This is a genomic window from Leisingera sp. ANG-DT, from assembly GCF_000813785.1.
In the GTDB taxonomy this organism is placed as follows: Bacteria; Pseudomonadota; Alphaproteobacteria; order Rhodobacterales; family Rhodobacteraceae; genus Leisingera.
The window spans coordinates 1-14,876 of the sequence record NZ_JWLE01000048.1 but is presented as its reverse complement, the minus strand read 5'-3'; the positions used below and the strand labels follow the sequence as shown (position 1 = coordinate 14,876).

The window sequence follows — 14,876 nt, the reverse complement described above, 5'->3', positions numbered from 1 at the left end:
TGGGTCAGCTCAGTTAATGGCGGCGTCGACAACCGGGCGCCACTTGTCCTCATTGGCGGCCATCCATTCGGCAACCACCTCTTCGACCTTGCCGCCATCCACGTCGACCGCGCCCATCATCGGCTGCTGGTCTTCCACGGCCAGGGTGTAGTTCGACAGGATCTCAAACGCCGCGGGCCAGGTTTCCGCGGTGCCGGACCAGGCGGCCTTGAAGATGCGCGAGGGTGAGAAGTCGCAGTCGTTGACAGCATCCGGGTTCGGGCCCCAGGCCGGATCGGAGAAGCAGGCGTCCTCGCCCGGCGGCAGATCGACGAATTTCACGTCATATGCCGACATCGCCCAATGCGGCTGCCAGAAGGTGATCAGGAGCGGCGTCTTGCGTTCGGTCGCGGCACGCAGTTCAACAATCAGCGCGGCCTCGGAACCCGCAGGCACGGCCTTGAACGGCAGCGCCAGGCCGGTCATGCGATCGGCCCCCGGAGTTCCCCAATCGGCCGGGTAATCAACCAAGCGGCCTTCGGGCAGGGTTTCAGCGGTGGCGAATTGCGCGGCACAGTCCTTCAGCGCCTCCCAGGCCGGCAGGCCGGGGCAGATCTCGGCCACATGCGCCGGATAGGCAATGCCTTCGCGGGCGTTCAGCTCCAGGTCACCCAGCTCGACGACGGTGCCTTCCTCAACCTTCTTGGCGTATTCATCGGAGACATTGGAGGACCAGATTTCCAGCGTCGCATGGATGTCGCCATCTGCAATCGCCTGGAACTGGTTCATCATCCCAGCAGAGACATATTCCACATCATAGCCCGCAGCCTTGAGCATCTCGCCCGCGATGTGGGTGGTCACATGCTGGCCGGTCCATTCGTTCACCGCCAGCTTGATCGGCTTGCTGGTGTCGCCCAGCTCGGCAGCGGAGGCGATGCCCGCGGCAACCGTCATTGTTGCGGCGCCCAGCGCCAGCGCAAATCCCTTGAAGTTCATCCTTCTACTCCCTGTCATTGTTGTTGCGCCGCCGGTTGTCCGGCTTGGCGCGTCATTGGAACCCGGCGGTTCATGGCGCCTGGCCAGCCTTTTGGCCGGCCGTTCTGTTACTTGCAGACGCCGATGCCCCAAGTGTGGCCGGGGATAATGCAAGTATTGGAACATATTACGACCGCTTGTCGAGCAAATGCGACGCAAATGGCAAAAAATTTTGATTGACGGTTTAAGTTTTTGTGCAAACACACAAGTTCCGGAATCAACCGGCGTGCCCGCTGGACTTAGCCCGGGGGCTCTTCAGACCGCAAGCCGGATGCGATGAAACGGGACGAGCGCCCCCGCATCGCGGGAGCGCTGTCTTTTTTTTAGCAGTTAAGAGCAGCCCGGCTCAGGAACGGCCCTTGCCCGTCGCTTCCTCGACAATGGGCATCCATTTGGCCCGGTTCACCGCCAGCCAGCCGCGGGCCGCACCCTGCGGGGTTTCGCCGCGGACATCCACCAGCCCGATCAATGGTTGCTGGTCCCAGATGCTGAGTTGGTAGTTCTTCAAAATCTCATAGGCGGCAGGCCAGCGCTCCTTAAACCCCGGCCAGCTCGCCTTGACCACGCCACCGCGGTAGAAATCGCAGTCGCCGGTGGCCTTGGGGTTCGGCCCCCAGGTCGGATCGGTGTAACAGGCGGGCTCCGGCTTGGGCAGGCGCACAAACTGCAGCGCATACGAAGACATTGCCCAATGCGGCGCCCAGAAGGTGGAGATCACCGGGCGTTTCTCGCGATAAGCCGCCTGGAAGGCTTCGATCATCGCCGCCTCCGACTCGGCCGCGACCACGTCAAACGGCAATTCCAGCGCGCGGATCCGGTCAGCACCGGGCGAACCCCAGGATTCCGGGTAGGCCAAGTAAATGCCACGTTTGCCCTTGCCGTCCTCTGAGAAGATGCCTGCGCAGTCGCGCAGCGCCTCCCAATTGGGCAGCCCAGGACACATCTGCGCCACGTAGGGCGGGAACACCACGCCGTTGCGCGCATCCAGCCCCATGTCGCCCAGGTTCTCCAGACGGCCCGCATCCACCAGATCGAAGTACTCAGCAGGATCGCTGCTGGTCCAGACTTCCACCATTGCATGCATATCGCCGTCGGCGATTTCACCGTACAGGTTGCTCTGGTCCGCCTCGGCATATTCGACGGTATAGCCCGCCTCCTCCAGCAGTCCGCCAGCGATATAAGTCGACAGGTGCTGGCCGGTCCAGTTGTTCAGCGACAGCCGGATCGGAGTTCCCATATCCCCCATATCTGCAGCTTCGGCGGCCCCCGTAGCCGCCAGTGCCGCAAAAGCTGCGGCAATCACATTGATTTTCATTGGCGTAACTCCCGTTCTGCCAGTCGTCCCACGCGCCGCGCCTCAGCGCAGCTCCGCGGACCGGCATATCAGGCGGGAGTTGACAAAGATTAACGGCTTGCGGGAACAGCTGCGCCTTTGAATAGGAAAAAGCCTAAAACTTGCTTCAAGCATCCGCCCGGATCAGCCAGCACGACGGGCAACCAGAAGCACCGGATCATAGGTCAGCGGCAGCTTGCAGCCCCGGCCAAACCGCTCGCGGTAGTCATCCTCGAACGAACACAGTTTCCTGCGGCTCCACCCCTGCTGAGCATTGCCGTTCACCCCGGTCTGGCGCAGATGCTTCAGCAGCTCTACCGCAGAGCCGAACTCCAGAACGGAGGGATGCTGGGCGATTTGCTGGATTTCCAAACCATCCGGCAGCACCGAGCACCATTCATCCGCATCAAGGTAACTGGGTGCAGCGGCGGCGGACCCCAACGCTGCCAGCTCGCGGAACTGGCTGCGGCCGAAACCCGATAGCGCCAGCCAGCCGCCGGGTTTCAGTTGCATTGCCAGCCGGGAAAGCAGCGCCGGCAAGTCAGGTATCCACTGCACGGTCGAGGCAGAAGCGATCAAATCCAGCTGATACGGCAGCGGCAAGCTCTCCACCGGACCGGCCTCGAACCTGGCGTTCAGCCGGGTCTCCTCATCCAGTGCCTGCAACACCTGTCCCGCCTCCGGCACAAGGTCATTGAGGATCAAACGGTCCGCCCGGAACCGCTGCATAAGCTGCCGCGTCAAATGGCCGGTTCCGCAGCCGAACTCGAGAACACTGCCGAAGCGCCGCGCCCCCGCCTGATCCTGCAGCATCCGGGCCAATTGGCGGGCAGTTTCCGCCTGTACCGATGCGGCGTCGTGATAACTCTCCAGCCCGCGCCGGAAGCTTTTCCGCACACGTGACTGATCCGGATGCTGGGGCTGCATGTCTTTCATCAGAACAGCGCCTCCCACTGCGCAAACCGGTCAAATGGCGCATGCGGCGCGTCCAGGTTCGCAACGTTCTGCCCCGCCCAGGCACGCGCCAGATTGGCTGGCGGAAAAATCTTGTCGCCGGAGCAAATCCAGACCTTGTCAAAGCGCATTTGAGGCGCGTCCCCGCGGCGCTCCACCGCCAGCAGTTCTGCCCGGCGCGCTTCCACATCCAGAGCTTCGGCGTCCTGCCGGGCGCCAAACACCCGGCCTAGGAATTGCTGATAGCTGTCAAGGCTCAGGGTTTCCACAGTGCGGCGGAACACGGCCGGCGGTATGCCCGCCCCGCGGTTCACCGGCTGCAGGCTGCCGTTCACTGCCGTCTTGCGGCTGAACGGGTCCGGACGCCCCTGCTGCCAATGCGCATAGGCAGCCACGCCAAACGACCAGGCCAGCAGGCTGACCCGCTCATAGCCGGAAAGGTCCGGCAGCTCTGCATCCAAATCCGTGTAATCGCTTGCAAACAGGATGTCCTGGGGGCCATCCAGGTGCCAGAACACCTCCGGCCCCACAGCCCAGCCGCCGAAGACCACGATGGCCTCGGCTGCCTGGATCTGTTTGAGCCACCGGAACTCCATGGCTTACAGCTCCCGCGCCAGCCGCAGCATACCTGCGGTGATTTCGCTCAGCTGATCCGGCGAGGTGATGAAGGGCGGCATTGTGTAGATGTTGGTGCCGAAGGGGCGCAGAAACACGCCCATTTCATGCGCCCGGGCATGCGCCTCGTCGGCTGAGACGCGATGCTTCATCTCAATGACTCCAATGGCGCCCAGGACCCGCACATCGGCCACATTCGGCAGATCCCGCGCCGGGGCCAGTTCGGCCTGCATCTGTTCGCCGATTGCCGCCACCGTGCCGCGCCAGTCCTGCCCCGTCAGCAGGTCCAGCGACGCCTTGGCAGCGGCACAGGCCAGCGGGTTGCCCATATAGGTCGGCCCGTGCATGAACAGGCCCGGGTTGCCGCCGCCGATGCCCTCTGCCACCCGGTCATTGGTCATGGTGCAGGCAAAGGAGATATGGCCGCCGGTCAGCCCCTTGCCGAGGCAGATGATATCCGGCTCAACCGAACAGAAATTGGTGGCAAACAACTCGCCAGTGCGGCCAAAGCCGGTGGCGATCTCGTCGAAGATCAGGAGGATGCCCAGCTCATCACAGAGCGCGCGCGCCTGATTGAGATATTCGGGGTGATAGAAATACATCCCGCCGGTGCCCTGCACCACGGGCTCCAGTATGAAGGCGGCGATCCTCTTGGCGTTGGCCTCCAGCACTGCCCGCAGCTCGCCCAGGCCGTTCTGCGCCGGGTCGTCGATCCAATCCTCATGAATGCGGACTGGCGGGCGGGAGACGAAGTGCTGCACGCTCAGCGCGCCCTGGAACAGGTGGTGCATGCCGGTATCCGGGTCGCAGACGCTCATCGCCTTCCAAGTGTCGCCGTGATAGCCGGAGCGGATGGTGGCAAATTCCTTGCGCCCCGCCTGGCCGATGGCGTGCTGGTATTGCACCGCCATCTTCATCGCCACTTCGACCGAGACGGACCCGCTGTCGCAATAGAAGATGCGCGTCAGGCTTTCGGGGGTGATCTCCAAGAGCTTGCGGCCCAGGTCGATGGCCGGGTCATGGGTCAGCCCGCCGAACATCACATGCGGCAGGGTGTCAAGCTGGTCGTGGATTGCCTTGGTAATCGCCGGGTTCTTGTGGCCGTGCATCATGCACCACCAGGACGACATGGCATCTATCAGACGGGTGCCGTCGTCCAGGGTGATGTACATGCCTTCGCTTTCCTTCACCACAAAGGTCGGGCCGGGCTTGGTGACATTTGTATAGGGATGCCAGAGGTGCTGTTGATCAAACTCCAGCTGGGTGAGGTCTGCGGCACTCATGCCATCTCTCCTTGGGCCAAGGCCTCCTTGATCAGATCCACCCGGATGCTGGCCTGAAAGGCCACGGCCAGCGCGTCAGAGGTCAGCTCGCCCAGCACCGGCAGCCGCCCCAGGTGCGCCACCTGGCCGAACTGGCAGATGGTCTCCTCAACCGCCGGCTCCGCGTCGCCGATGAAGGCCACGCCGACCACCGGGCAGCGCGCATCGCGCAGCGCCTTCAGCGAAAGGAGCGTATGGTTGATCGTGCCCAGCTGGGTCCGCGCGCAAAGGATCACCGGTGCGCGCCAGCGGGCGAACAGATCGAGATACAGAACCTCGCGGTTCAGCGGCACCATCAGCCCGCCCGCGCCTTCGGCGATGAGAGTACCGTCCACCTCCGGCAAGGACAGCGCGTCCGGGTCGATCTCAACGCCTTCGGCCTCTGCTGACAGGTGCGGCGAAGCGGGCAGTTGCAGAAGGTAGCCCTCGGCCAGCGCCGGGCGGCCCGACAGGCGGGAGACGATTTGGCTGTCGGTCTCCTCTTCCAGCCCCGATTGCACCGGCTTCCAATAGGCGGCGCCCAGCGCCTGCACCAGGCCGGCCGAGAAGACGGTCTTGCCGATGCCGGTGTCGGTTCCGGTCACGATCAGCGCGCTCATGGGGTTGTCTCCATTTCCCGGGAGAGGTCTTCGAACATCCGGGTGATGACCTCTACCCCCGTATTCAGTGTGATCGACAGCCGCAGCCGCGAGGTGCCGCGCGGCACTGTCGGCGGGCGGATGCCGCGGATGTCGTAGCCGCGCGCCTGCATGGCCGCGGCCAGCGCCATGGTGCTCTTGTCGTCACCGATCACCACCGGCAGGATTTGGCTTTGGGAACCATCCAGCCCGCACAGGCGCTTGGCCTCATCTTGGGCATGGGTAATTCCCTGCCACGCCTGTTCGCGGCGGCCCGGGTTCTGCTGAAGTTCCTGCAAAGCTGCGCGCACCAGGGCCGCGTTCAGCGGCGACGGCGCGGTGGCAAAGATGAACCCGCGCGCCTTGTTGATCAGTGTCTCGATCAAAACCTTCTGGCCGCAGATCAGCGCGCCCGAGGCGCCCAGCGCCTTGCCGCAGGTGTGCAGGGACAGGACATTCGGACGGTTGGCGATGCCGTGCGCCAGCCCGCGCCCCAGATCGCCGAACACGCCAGAGGAATGCGCCTCATCCACCACCAGCACGGCGCCCTCGGCGTCTGCCACCGCCATCAGCGCATCCAGCGGCGCCAGATCCCCATCCATCGAATAGACCGCCTCAACCGCGAACCAGACCTGGCCCTCGCCGCCTGTCGAGCGCCAGTCCTTCAGCACCCGTGCCGCGTCCTCCGCATCGCTGTGGGCAAAGCTGCGGGTCTCTGCCCGGCCCAGCCGCATCCCGTCATGGGTGCTGGCATGGATCAGCGCATCATAGAGCACCAGATCACCCTGCTGCGGCAGGGTGGAGAAAATCGCCTGATTGGCATTGAACCCGCCGCCCATGAACAACGCGGCCTCAGTGCCGAAAAACGCAGCCGCCTCAGCCTCCAGCAGCTGATGTTCTGCATCGTTGCCGCGCAGCAGGCGCGAGCCGCCCGCCCCCACCGGCACCCCGCGCGCCAGCGCGTCTGCGGCGGCGGCGCGCAGAACATCGCTGCCCGCCAGCCCAAGATAGTCATTAGAGGCAAAGTCATGCCCGTCCCGCGGCATCAGTTGCCGGTAGCGTCCACGCGTACGCAGCGCTTCCAGCGAGTTCTCATGCCGCGGAAAGGCGCCCGCCATCAGCGGCTGCCGTCGCAGCCTGCCGCCATCGCGGTGATGCCCAGACGGTCGAACAGCTGTTGGTCCTTGTCCTCTTCGGGGTTGTCCGCGGTCAGCAGCGTGTCGCCCACAAAGATCGAGTTGGCACCGGCAAAGAAGCACATCGCCTGCATCTCGTCCGACATATCGGTGCGGCCCGCGGACAGGCGCACGTGGGACTTCGGCATCAGGATGCGGGCCAGCGCCACCGAGCGGACGAATTCGATCGGGTCCAGCTTCTCGACATTGGCCAGCGGCGTGTCGGCGATCGGGATCAGCATGTTGACCGGCACCGAATCCGGGTGCACCTCCAGCGTGGCCAGCGCCAGCATCATGTCGATGCGGTCCAGCTGCTTTTCCCCCATGCCAACGATGCCGCCGGAGCAGACCTTGATGCCCGCCTCACGCACCCGGTTCAGGGTGTCGATCCGGTCGGCAAAGGTGCGGGTGGTGATGATCTCGGAGTAGTAACGCTCCGAGGTGTCGATGTTGTGGTTATAGTAATCCAGACCGGCATCGCGCAGGCGGAACACCTGTTCCTCGTCCAGCATGCCCAGGGTCATGCAGGTTTCCATGCCCAGGTCCTTGACGCCCTGCACCATCGCCTCAAGTGCGGCCATGTCTCGGTCCTTGGGCGAGCGCCAGGCGGCCCCCATGCAATAGCGCGTCGCGCCGCCTTCCTTGGCTTTCTTGGCCTCGGCGATCACCCGCTGCACCTCGATCAGCTTGGAGGCAGAAAGCTGCGCGCCGTTGCGCGCCGACTGAGAGCAATAGGCGCAATCCTCGGCGCAGCCGCCGGTCTTGATGCTGAGCAGCTTGGATTTCTGCACCTGGTTGGGATCGAAATACTGCCGGTGCACGGTGTGCGCCTGAAACAGCAAGTCCATGAAAGGTTTGTTATAAATCGCTTCCGCTTCCTCGCGGGTCCAGTCGGTGCGGATGGGTGCAGCGTCCAGCATGCTGTCTCCTGTTCTCTATACCTGTTGGCCATGCGCGGATGGCGTTTCCGGTTTTATAGATAATTTTGCAGCCTTCGATCAAGCATCAAAGCTGCGCTGCAGCGATTTGCCCCAACCCGGCGCCAATAAGGCCAATACTGAACTGATATTAATGCCAAAAAATAATCTACAAAGATTCCGGTTGACGCAAACCCCGCACCTCCCCTAGCCCTATAGGCACGCAGGGGAGTCCCGCCCAAGGGACTGAGAGGCGTCATGGTGCGGAGGATCCCGGACCGGCGGCGCGACCCTTTGAACCTGACCCAGTTGATACTGGCGTAGGAAGCAAGAAGCATCGCACGGCGCCCCGGCGGCAAGCGGTGTTTCGGACAGGCAGCATGCGTGCACCGGCCGTACACCGGCTGTACACCCCCCTGCCCGTTTTCCTCCGTCCCGGCTCAATTGGTGTTTTTGAACCGAAGGCCCGGAGGAACACCAGATGAACGTCCCCAACCCGAAAATCACCACGGGCGCATTGCCCGCATCGCGCAAGATCTACGTCAGCGGCGAGGTCCATGAGGACATCCGCGTGCCGATGCGTGAGATTGCCACCCACCCCACCGCGGGCGAGGCGCCGCTGCCGGTCTATGACAGCTCCGGCCCCTATACCGATCCGGAGGTGCTGACCGACATCCGCCAGGGCCTGCCGCAGCTGCGCCGCCAGTGGATCGAGGCGCGCGGCGACGTCGAAAGCTACCAGGGCCGCGACGTGAAACCGGAGGATAACGGCTTTGTCGAAGGCGACCGGCTGACGCCCGAATTCCCGGTGAAGCCCGCCCCGCTGCGCGGCAAGGACGGCAAGGCGCCGACCCAGCTGGCCTATGCGCGTGCGGGCATCATCACGCCGGAGATGGAGTTCGTGGCGATCCGCGAAAACCAGCTGCGCGAGCTGTCGCCCTGCCACGCAAACCGCGACGGCAATGACTTTGGCGCCAACATCCCGGACTACGTGACGCCGGAATTCGTGCGGTCCGAAATCGCCGCCGGTCGCGCCATCATCCCCGCAAACATCAACCACCCGGAAATCGAGCCGATGATCATCGGCCGCAATTTCAAGGTGAAGATCAACGCCAACATGGGCACCTCCGCCGTGACCTCCTCGATGGAGGAAGAGGTCGACAAGCTGGTCTGGGCGATCCGCTGGGGGGCCGACACGGTGATGGACCTGTCGACGGGCCGCAACATTCACAACACCCGTGAATGGATCGTGCGCAACTCCCCGGTGCCGATCGGCACCGTGCCGATCTACCAGGCGCTGGAAAAGGTGAACGGCATCGCCGAGGACCTGACCTGGGAAGTGTTCCGCGACACGCTGATCGAGCAGGCGGAACAGGGCGTCGACTACTTCACCATCCACGCGGGCGTGCGGCTGCACATGGTGCCGATGACGGTGAACCGGGTGACGGGGATAGTCTCGCGCGGCGGCTCGATCATGGCGAAGTGGTGCCTGCATCACCACAAGGAGTCGTTCCTCTACGAGCATTTCGAGGAAATCTGCGACATCTGCCGCCAGTACGATGTGTCCTTCTCGCTGGGCGACGGGCTGCGCCCCGGCTCCATTGCGGACGCCAATGACGAAGCCCAGTTTGCCGAGCTGGAAACCCTGGGCGAGCTGACCAAGATCGCCTGGGCCAAGGATTGCCAGGTGATGATCGAGGGGCCAGGCCATGTCGCCATGCACAAGATCAAGGAGAACATGGACAAGCAGCTGGAGTGCTGCCACGAGGCGCCGTTCTATACGCTGGGGCCGCTGACCACCGACATTGCGCCGGGCTATGACCACATCACCAGCGGCATCGGGGCGGCGATGATCGGCTGGTTCGGTTGCGCGATGCTGTGCTACGTGACACCGAAGGAACACCTGGGCCTGCCCGACCGCGACGATGTTAAGACCGGGGTCATCACCTACAAGATCGCCGCCCATGCCGCCGATCTCGCCAAGGGTCTGCCCGGTGCCCAGCGCCGCGACGATGCGCTGAGCCGCGCGCGGTTCGAATTCCGCTGGGAGGACCAGTTCAACCTGTCGCTGGACCCGGACACCGCGCGCGAATTCCACGACCAGACCCTGCCGAAACAGGCCCACAAGGTTGCCCATTTCTGCTCCATGTGCGGGCCGAAGTTCTGCTCCATGCGGATTTCGCACGACATCCGCTCCGAGGCGCAGAAAGAGGGCATGGAGGCAATGGCCGCCAAGTTCCGCGAAGGCGGCGAGCTGTATGTGCCTGCCGCTGAAGCTGCGGAACCGGCGGAATGATCACCATCGCCGGTGCGGGGCTTGCCGGTCTCGCCTGCGCCTATGAACTGGCGCAGCGCGGGGCCGCGGTCACCGTCTATGAGCGGGGCGAGACGCCCGGGGCTGGCAGTGTCGCGCGCTTTGCCGGCGGCATGCTGGCACCCTGGTGCGAACGCGAAAGCGCCGAAGCAGAGGTGATCACCCTCGGCAGCCGCGCCTTCGGCTGGTGGGCCAAGGTCACGACCGTGCACAGGCGCGGCACGCTGGTGGTGGCGCCTGCCCGCGACCGGGCAGAGCTGACCCGTTTCGCCCGCCGCACAAGTAGCCACCGCAGCGTGGACGGAGCGGAGATCAGCGCGCTGGAGCCGGCATTGGCGGGACGGTTTGCGCAAGGGCTGTTCTTTGAGGACGAGGCGCATCTGGACCCGCGGCGGGCGCTGCGGGACTTGAGCACCAAGGTGCAGGAGCTGGGGGTCGAGATCCGCTATGGCTCACCCGCCCCGGCCCGCGTCACGCTGGATTGCACCGGAATGGCGGCACCCCTGCCCGCCTTGCGTCCGGTGCGCGGCGAGATGGCCATCCTGCATTGCACGGAGCTGGAAATCCGCCGCACCCTGCGCCTGCTGCACCCGCGGATGCCGCTCTATCTGGTGCCCCGCGATGATGGGTATTTCATGATCGGCGGCACCATGATCGAGAGCAGTTCCGACCGTGCCGTCACGCTGCGCTCGCTGAGCGAGCTTTTGAGCGCGGCCTTTGCCCTGCACCCGGGCTTTGCCGAGGCCGGCGTCGTGGAAACCGGCGCGGGCCTGCGCCCGGCCTTCCCCGACAACCTGCCGCGGCTCACTGAACAAGACGGCACGCTTTACCTCAACGGGTTGTACCGCCATGGCTTCCTGCTGGCGCCCGCGATGGCGCAGCAGGCCGCGGACCACCTGCTACCGGAGACTTCAGATGAAGATCATCGTGAACGCCAAACCGCATGAGGTTTCGGCAAGTGACCTGCAATCTGCCCTGCGGGAACTCGGCTTTGCCTGTTCCTCTGTTGCGACCGCTCTGAACGGCACATTTGTTGCCCGCGGCCAGCGGGCAGAGGTGCAACTGGCGGAGGGCGACCAGTTGGAAGTCCTGGCCCCGATGCAGGGAGGCTGAGATGGAATTCTACGGAACAGAGATCACCTCGCGGCTGCTGTTGGGCACCGCGCAATACCCGTCGCCTGCGGTGCTGGCGGAGGCGGTGAAGGCCAGCGGCACGGAGATCATCACCGTGTCCCTGCGCCGCGAAACCGCCGATGGATCCGGCACCGCCTTTTGGCAGGAGCTGCAGAAGACCGGCTGCCGCATCCTGCCGAACACAGCGGGCTGCCATTCGGTGCAGGAGGCGGTGACAACGGCCCGCATGGCGCGGGAGCTGTTTGATACGCCCTGGATCAAACTGGAGGTGATCGGACACTCCGACACGCTGCAGCCGGATGTGTTTGGTCTGGTAGAGGCCGCGCGTATCCTGAGCAGCGAAGGCTTCCAGGTCTTCCCCTACACCACCGATGATCTGGTGGTGGGTGAGAAACTCTTGGAGGCGGGCTGCGAAGTGCTGATGCCCTGGGGCGCGCCGATCGGCTCCGGCCAGGGGTTGCGCAACCCGGACGCCTTGCGGGCGATGCGAGCGCATTTTCCGGGGGTGCCGATGGTTGTTGATGCCGGGATCGGGCGGCCCTCGGACGCGGCCCAGGCGACGGAGCTGGGCATGGACGCGGTGCTGTTGAACACTGCGGTCGCCAAGGCCGGCGACCCTGCGGGCATGGCCCGTGCAATGGCGCTGGCGGTTGAGGCGGGCCGTGCGGGGTTTGCAGCCGATCCAATGGAGCGGCGCGATATGGCGGTGCCCTCAACCCCGGTTCTGGGAATGGCGGAGTTTGCATGATGGAACGGTTTTATCTGATCACAGGCCATGTGGGACGGCTGGAGCTGCTGGTGCCGCATGGGGTCAAGCTGGTGCAGCTGCGGATCAAGGACCAGCCGGAGGCTGAAGTCCGCCGTCAGATTGCCCGGGCGCGGGATTTCTGCGCGGTGCATGATTGCCAGCTGGTGGTCAATGACTATTGGCAGGCGGCGCTGGATCTGAACTGCGGCTTTGTGCACCTGGGACAGGAAGACATGGACACCGCCGACTTTGCCGCGCTGCGCCGCAAAGGGGTCCGCTTCGGCCTGTCGACCCATGACGAGGCGGAACTGGACCGTGCCCTGTCCCTTGGGCCCGCGTATGTGGCGCTGGGGCCGGTCTATCCGACACTCCTGAAGAAGATGAAATGGGGGCCGCAGGGGCTGGAGCGGGTCACGCGCTGGAAGCAGATGACAGGCGATGTGCCGCTGGTTGCCATCGGCGGGCTGACCCCGGAGCGGCTGCCGGGGGTTTTTGCAGCGGGCGCCGACAGCGCGGCGGTGGTGACGGACATCCAGCTGGCAGACGATCCTGAGGCCCGCACCCGCGAATGGGTGCAGGCTTGCCGGATCCGGGAGGACGCATGAGCCGCTATGCGCGTCAGATGGTCCTGCCGGAAGTAGGTGCGGAGGGCCAGGCACGCCTCGCCCGCGCCCATGTGCTGGTGGTTGGCGCCGGGGGGCTTGGCTGTCCGGTGCTGCAATACCTGAGCGGCGCGGGTGTCGGGCGGATCACGGTGATGGATGGCGACATGGTAGAGGAAAGCAACCTGCACCGGCAGGTGCTCTATTCCATGGCGGACATCGGTTTGCCCAAGGTGGAGGCGGCCCGGCAGCACTTGCTAGCCGCCAATCCGGGTTTGCAGTTTACAGCGCAGGCCCGGTATCTTGATGCAGCCAACGCGGAGCAGATGGTGGCTGGCGTCGATCTGGTGGTGGATGCGGCGGACAGTTTTGCGGTGTCTTATATTCTGTCGGATGAATGCCTGCGGCAGGGCAAGATGCTGGTTTCGGCCTCTGCACTGGGGCAGTCGGGCTATGCCGGGGGCTTTTGCGGCGGCGCGCCGTCGCTGCGTGCCGTTTTCCCGGACTTGCCTGCACAGGCCGCGACCTGCGCAACCGCCGGTGTGATGGGGCCGGTGGTGGGCATGATCGGCGCCCTGCAGGCGCAACTGGCGCTGAAGACGCTGCTGAAACATGAGCCCTCGCCGCTGGGGCAGCTGTTTGTTTTCCGGCTCGGAGAGCTGCAGGTGAGCACTTTCCGCTTTGACAAAGCCGAGGAGCCAGAGGAGGCCCTGCCCTTCCTTGCCGCGGCTCATATCTCGCCTGACGATACGGTGGTTGAACTGCGGGACACCGCTGAGGCGCCCAAGTTGCTGGCTCCGCAGGCCCGCCGGATCGCGCGTGCGGAGCTAACAGCAGCGGGGCTGCCAAGGGAGAGCCGGATCGTGCTGTGCTGCCGCAGCGGGTTGCGGGCCTGGGGTGCGGCACAGGATCTGCGACAGGCGGGGTACAGCGATCTGGCCCTGCTCGCCGCGGGGGACAGCGCATGACGGTGATCCTGGCCATTGGCGGCACCGACAGCAGCGGCGGTGCGGGGCTGACACGGGATACGGCGATGGCCGCAGAGCTGGGCGTGACTGTCCGCCCGGTGGTGACAGCCGTCACGGTGCAAACAGACGAGGCAGTTCTGGGTGTTCACCCCTGCCCGCTTGAGGCGGTGGCGGATCAGATCCGCGCGGCGCTGGCAACATCCCCGGCGCCGGGTGCTGTGAAGATCGGCATGCTCGGTTCTGCCGCAGTCGCGGAGGCTGTGGCGGCCGCCCTGCCCGCTGATCTTCCCGCCGTGCTGGACCCGGTTCTGCAGGCCAGTTCCGGCGGCACGCTGATGGACGCGGACGGGTTTGGCACCTTGCTGCACCGTGCGGCGCTGGTCACGCCCAATCTAGCGGAGCTGAAAGTGCTGGCAGGCGTCGGCGGCTCAGTTGAAGTGAAGGCGGCGGCGCTGCTGGCCCAAGGCGCGCAGGCGGTGCTGGTCAAGGGCGGGCACGGCACCGGCACCAAGAGCACCGACCTGTTGTTCACGCCGCAAAGGTCAGTCAGGCGGCACACGGCGCAGCGGCTGCCTGTTGCGAAACGCGGCACCGGATGCAGCCTCGCCACCGCAATTGCCTGCCATCTGGCGCGGGGCGCTGATTTGGACAGCGCTTGCGGTCAAGCCAAGCTCTCTGTCCACCGCTGGCTGCGCCGCTGACCGCGGCAAGGTCGCTGGCAGGCCGCTTTCAGGCCGGTTTCAGGACGGAGCGAAGCGTTCAATCTCCCTAGGGTCGAGGCAGCACCGCTGCCATCTTAACCGGGAGACTTGCCGCATGGCCGATATAACCGCGCTTAGCGCCGAAACGATGGCTGCCAAACTGCGGTGGCGGGAGCTGAGCGCGCGGGAGGTGCTGGCTGCCCACAAGGCACAGACCGAAGTGCGGGAAGGCACGGTCAATGCCTTTGTCACCCTGGACTGGGAGGCAGCAGAGGCGCGGGCGGCGGAGCTGGATGCAATGGCGGCACGCGGGGATTTTGCCGGCCCGCTGCACGGTCTGCCCGTTGCCATCAAGGATTGCTTTGAAACCAAGGGGCTGCGCACCACCTGGGGGTCCAAGAGTTTTGAGACCTTTGTGCCGGATTACGACGCGCTGCATGTGGCCCGGCTGCGCGCAGCCGG

16 protein-coding genes and 1 riboswitch are annotated in these 14,876 nt (G+C 64.8%); of the genes, 8 read left to right on the top strand and 8 right to left on the bottom strand.

Translation table 11 applies throughout. The features are described 5' to 3' along the window. Nucleotides 1–9: 9 nt before the first annotated feature. The 8 genes from RA21_RS21195 to bioB all read right to left on the bottom strand — a co-directional run bounded on the left by RA21_RS21195 (nucleotide 10) and on the right by bioB (nucleotide 7,950). Nucleotides 10–975, bottom strand: a complete 966-nt coding sequence (locus tag RA21_RS21195; RefSeq protein WP_019294648.1) for an ABC transporter substrate-binding protein — start codon at nucleotides 973–975, stop codon at nucleotides 10–12. Between the two features lie 385 nt (nucleotides 976–1,360). Further along, the gene (locus RA21_RS21190; protein ID WP_039152486.1) at nucleotides 1,361–2,329 is read right to left on the bottom strand and encodes an ABC transporter substrate-binding protein; all 969 of its coding nucleotides are present in this window, start codon (nucleotides 2,327–2,329) and stop codon (nucleotides 1,361–1,363) included. Nucleotides 2,330–2,491: 162 nt separating this feature from the next. Then, nucleotides 2,492–3,283, bottom strand: a complete 792-nt coding sequence (locus RA21_RS21185) for a methyltransferase domain-containing protein (protein ID WP_039152484.1) — start codon at nucleotides 3,281–3,283, stop codon at nucleotides 2,492–2,494. Then, complete coding sequence (locus tag RA21_RS21180; protein WP_039152483.1) at nucleotides 3,283–3,897, bottom strand: pimeloyl-ACP methyl esterase BioG family protein; 615 nt, start codon at nucleotides 3,895–3,897, stop codon at nucleotides 3,283–3,285. The genes RA21_RS21185 and RA21_RS21180 overlap by 1 nt, the downstream gene beginning before the upstream one ends. Before the next feature lie 3 nt (nucleotides 3,898–3,900). After that, complete coding sequence (bioA, locus tag RA21_RS21175) at nucleotides 3,901–5,199, bottom strand: adenosylmethionine--8-amino-7-oxononanoate transaminase (RefSeq protein WP_039152481.1); 1,299 nt, start codon at nucleotides 5,197–5,199, stop codon at nucleotides 3,901–3,903. Next, entirely contained in the window at nucleotides 5,196–5,837 is a 642-nt protein-coding gene (bioD, locus tag RA21_RS21170) for a dethiobiotin synthase (protein WP_039152479.1), read from the bottom strand. Before bioD ends, bioA begins: the two co-directional genes overlap by 4 nt. Beyond that, entirely contained in the window at nucleotides 5,834–6,973 is a 1,140-nt protein-coding gene (locus tag RA21_RS21165) for an 8-amino-7-oxononanoate synthase (RefSeq protein WP_039152477.1), read from the bottom strand. Before RA21_RS21165 ends, bioD begins: the two co-directional genes overlap by 4 nt. Further along, nucleotides 6,973–7,950 (bottom strand): biotin synthase BioB, encoded by a 978-nt coding sequence (bioB, locus tag RA21_RS21160; protein WP_019294655.1) that lies wholly within the window; start codon nucleotides 7,948–7,950, stop codon nucleotides 6,973–6,975. Before bioB ends, RA21_RS21165 begins: the two co-directional genes overlap by 1 nt. Nucleotides 7,951–8,162: 212 nt before the next feature. After that, nucleotides 8,163–8,291: riboswitch (TPP riboswitch) on the top strand. Between the two features lie 137 nt (nucleotides 8,292–8,428). Between bioB and thiC the strand changes: the two genes are divergently transcribed. The 8 genes from thiC to RA21_RS21120 all read left to right on the top strand — a co-directional run. After that, complete coding sequence (gene thiC, locus RA21_RS21155; RefSeq protein ID WP_039152474.1) at nucleotides 8,429–10,243, top strand: phosphomethylpyrimidine synthase ThiC; 1,815 nt, start codon at nucleotides 8,429–8,431, stop codon at nucleotides 10,241–10,243. Then, nucleotides 10,240–11,208, top strand: a complete 969-nt coding sequence (locus tag RA21_RS21150) for an FAD-dependent oxidoreductase (protein ID WP_039152471.1) — start codon at nucleotides 10,240–10,242, stop codon at nucleotides 11,206–11,208. Before thiC ends, RA21_RS21150 begins: the two co-directional genes overlap by 4 nt. After that, the gene (thiS, locus tag RA21_RS21145; RefSeq protein ID WP_019294658.1) at nucleotides 11,177–11,374 is read left to right on the top strand and encodes a sulfur carrier protein ThiS; all 198 of its coding nucleotides are present in this window, start codon (nucleotides 11,177–11,179) and stop codon (nucleotides 11,372–11,374) included. Before RA21_RS21150 ends, thiS begins: the two co-directional genes overlap by 32 nt. A 1-nt stretch (nucleotide 11,375) precedes the next feature. Then, nucleotides 11,376–12,143 carry a thiazole synthase gene (locus tag RA21_RS21140; protein ID WP_039152468.1) on the top strand — a complete coding sequence of 256 codons (768 nt, stop codon included), beginning with the start codon at nucleotides 11,376–11,378 and terminating at the stop codon, nucleotides 12,141–12,143. Further along, on the top strand, nucleotides 12,143–12,748 hold the full coding sequence (locus tag RA21_RS21135) for a thiamine phosphate synthase (protein WP_019294660.1): 606 nt from the start codon (nucleotides 12,143–12,145) through the stop codon (nucleotides 12,746–12,748). Before RA21_RS21140 ends, RA21_RS21135 begins: the two co-directional genes overlap by 1 nt. Further along, nucleotides 12,745–13,713: a HesA/MoeB/ThiF family protein gene (locus RA21_RS21130; protein WP_039152466.1), complete on the top strand. Its 969-nt coding sequence runs from the start codon at nucleotides 12,745–12,747 to the stop codon at nucleotides 13,711–13,713. The genes RA21_RS21135 and RA21_RS21130 overlap by 4 nt, the downstream gene beginning before the upstream one ends. Beyond that, nucleotides 13,710–14,414 (top strand): hydroxymethylpyrimidine/phosphomethylpyrimidine kinase, encoded by a 705-nt coding sequence (locus RA21_RS21125; protein ID WP_039152464.1) that lies wholly within the window; start codon nucleotides 13,710–13,712, stop codon nucleotides 14,412–14,414. The genes RA21_RS21130 and RA21_RS21125 overlap by 4 nt, the downstream gene beginning before the upstream one ends. A 115-nt stretch (nucleotides 14,415–14,529) precedes the next feature. Then, nucleotides 14,530–14,876 (top strand): amidase family protein (locus RA21_RS21120; protein ID WP_039152461.1); only part of this gene is annotated, 347 nt, incomplete at its 3' end.

Coding starts and splice junctions, on each gene's coding strand:
- RA21_RS21195 (WP_019294648.1), bottom strand. CDS start 975: ATGAACTTCAAGGGATTTGCGCTGGCGCTGGGCGCCGCAACAATGACG.
- RA21_RS21190 (WP_039152486.1), bottom strand. CDS start 2,329: ATGAAAATCAATGTGATTGCCGCAGCTTTTGCGGCACTGGCGGCTACG.
- RA21_RS21185 (WP_039152484.1), bottom strand. CDS start 3,283: ATGAAAGACATGCAGCCCCAGCATCCGGATCAGTCACGTGTGCGGAAA.
- RA21_RS21180 (WP_039152483.1), bottom strand. CDS start 3,897: ATGGAGTTCCGGTGGCTCAAACAGATCCAGGCAGCCGAGGCCATCGTG.
- bioA (WP_039152481.1), bottom strand. CDS start 5,199: ATGAGTGCCGCAGACCTCACCCAGCTGGAGTTTGATCAACAGCACCTC.
- bioD (WP_039152479.1), bottom strand. CDS start 5,837: ATGAGCGCGCTGATCGTGACCGGAACCGACACCGGCATCGGCAAGACC.
- RA21_RS21165 (WP_039152477.1), bottom strand. CDS start 6,973: ATGGCGGGCGCCTTTCCGCGGCATGAGAACTCGCTGGAAGCGCTGCGT.
- bioB (WP_019294655.1), bottom strand. CDS start 7,950: ATGCTGGACGCTGCACCCATCCGCACCGACTGGACCCGCGAGGAAGCG.
- thiC (WP_039152474.1), top strand. CDS start 8,429: ATGAACGTCCCCAACCCGAAAATCACCACGGGCGCATTGCCCGCATCG.
- RA21_RS21150 (WP_039152471.1), top strand. CDS start 10,240: ATGATCACCATCGCCGGTGCGGGGCTTGCCGGTCTCGCCTGCGCCTAT.
- thiS (WP_019294658.1), top strand. CDS start 11,177: ATGAAGATCATCGTGAACGCCAAACCGCATGAGGTTTCGGCAAGTGAC.
- RA21_RS21140 (WP_039152468.1), top strand. CDS start 11,376: ATGGAATTCTACGGAACAGAGATCACCTCGCGGCTGCTGTTGGGCACC.
- RA21_RS21135 (WP_019294660.1), top strand. CDS start 12,143: ATGGAACGGTTTTATCTGATCACAGGCCATGTGGGACGGCTGGAGCTG.
- RA21_RS21130 (WP_039152466.1), top strand. CDS start 12,745: ATGAGCCGCTATGCGCGTCAGATGGTCCTGCCGGAAGTAGGTGCGGAG.
- RA21_RS21125 (WP_039152464.1), top strand. CDS start 13,710: ATGACGGTGATCCTGGCCATTGGCGGCACCGACAGCAGCGGCGGTGCG.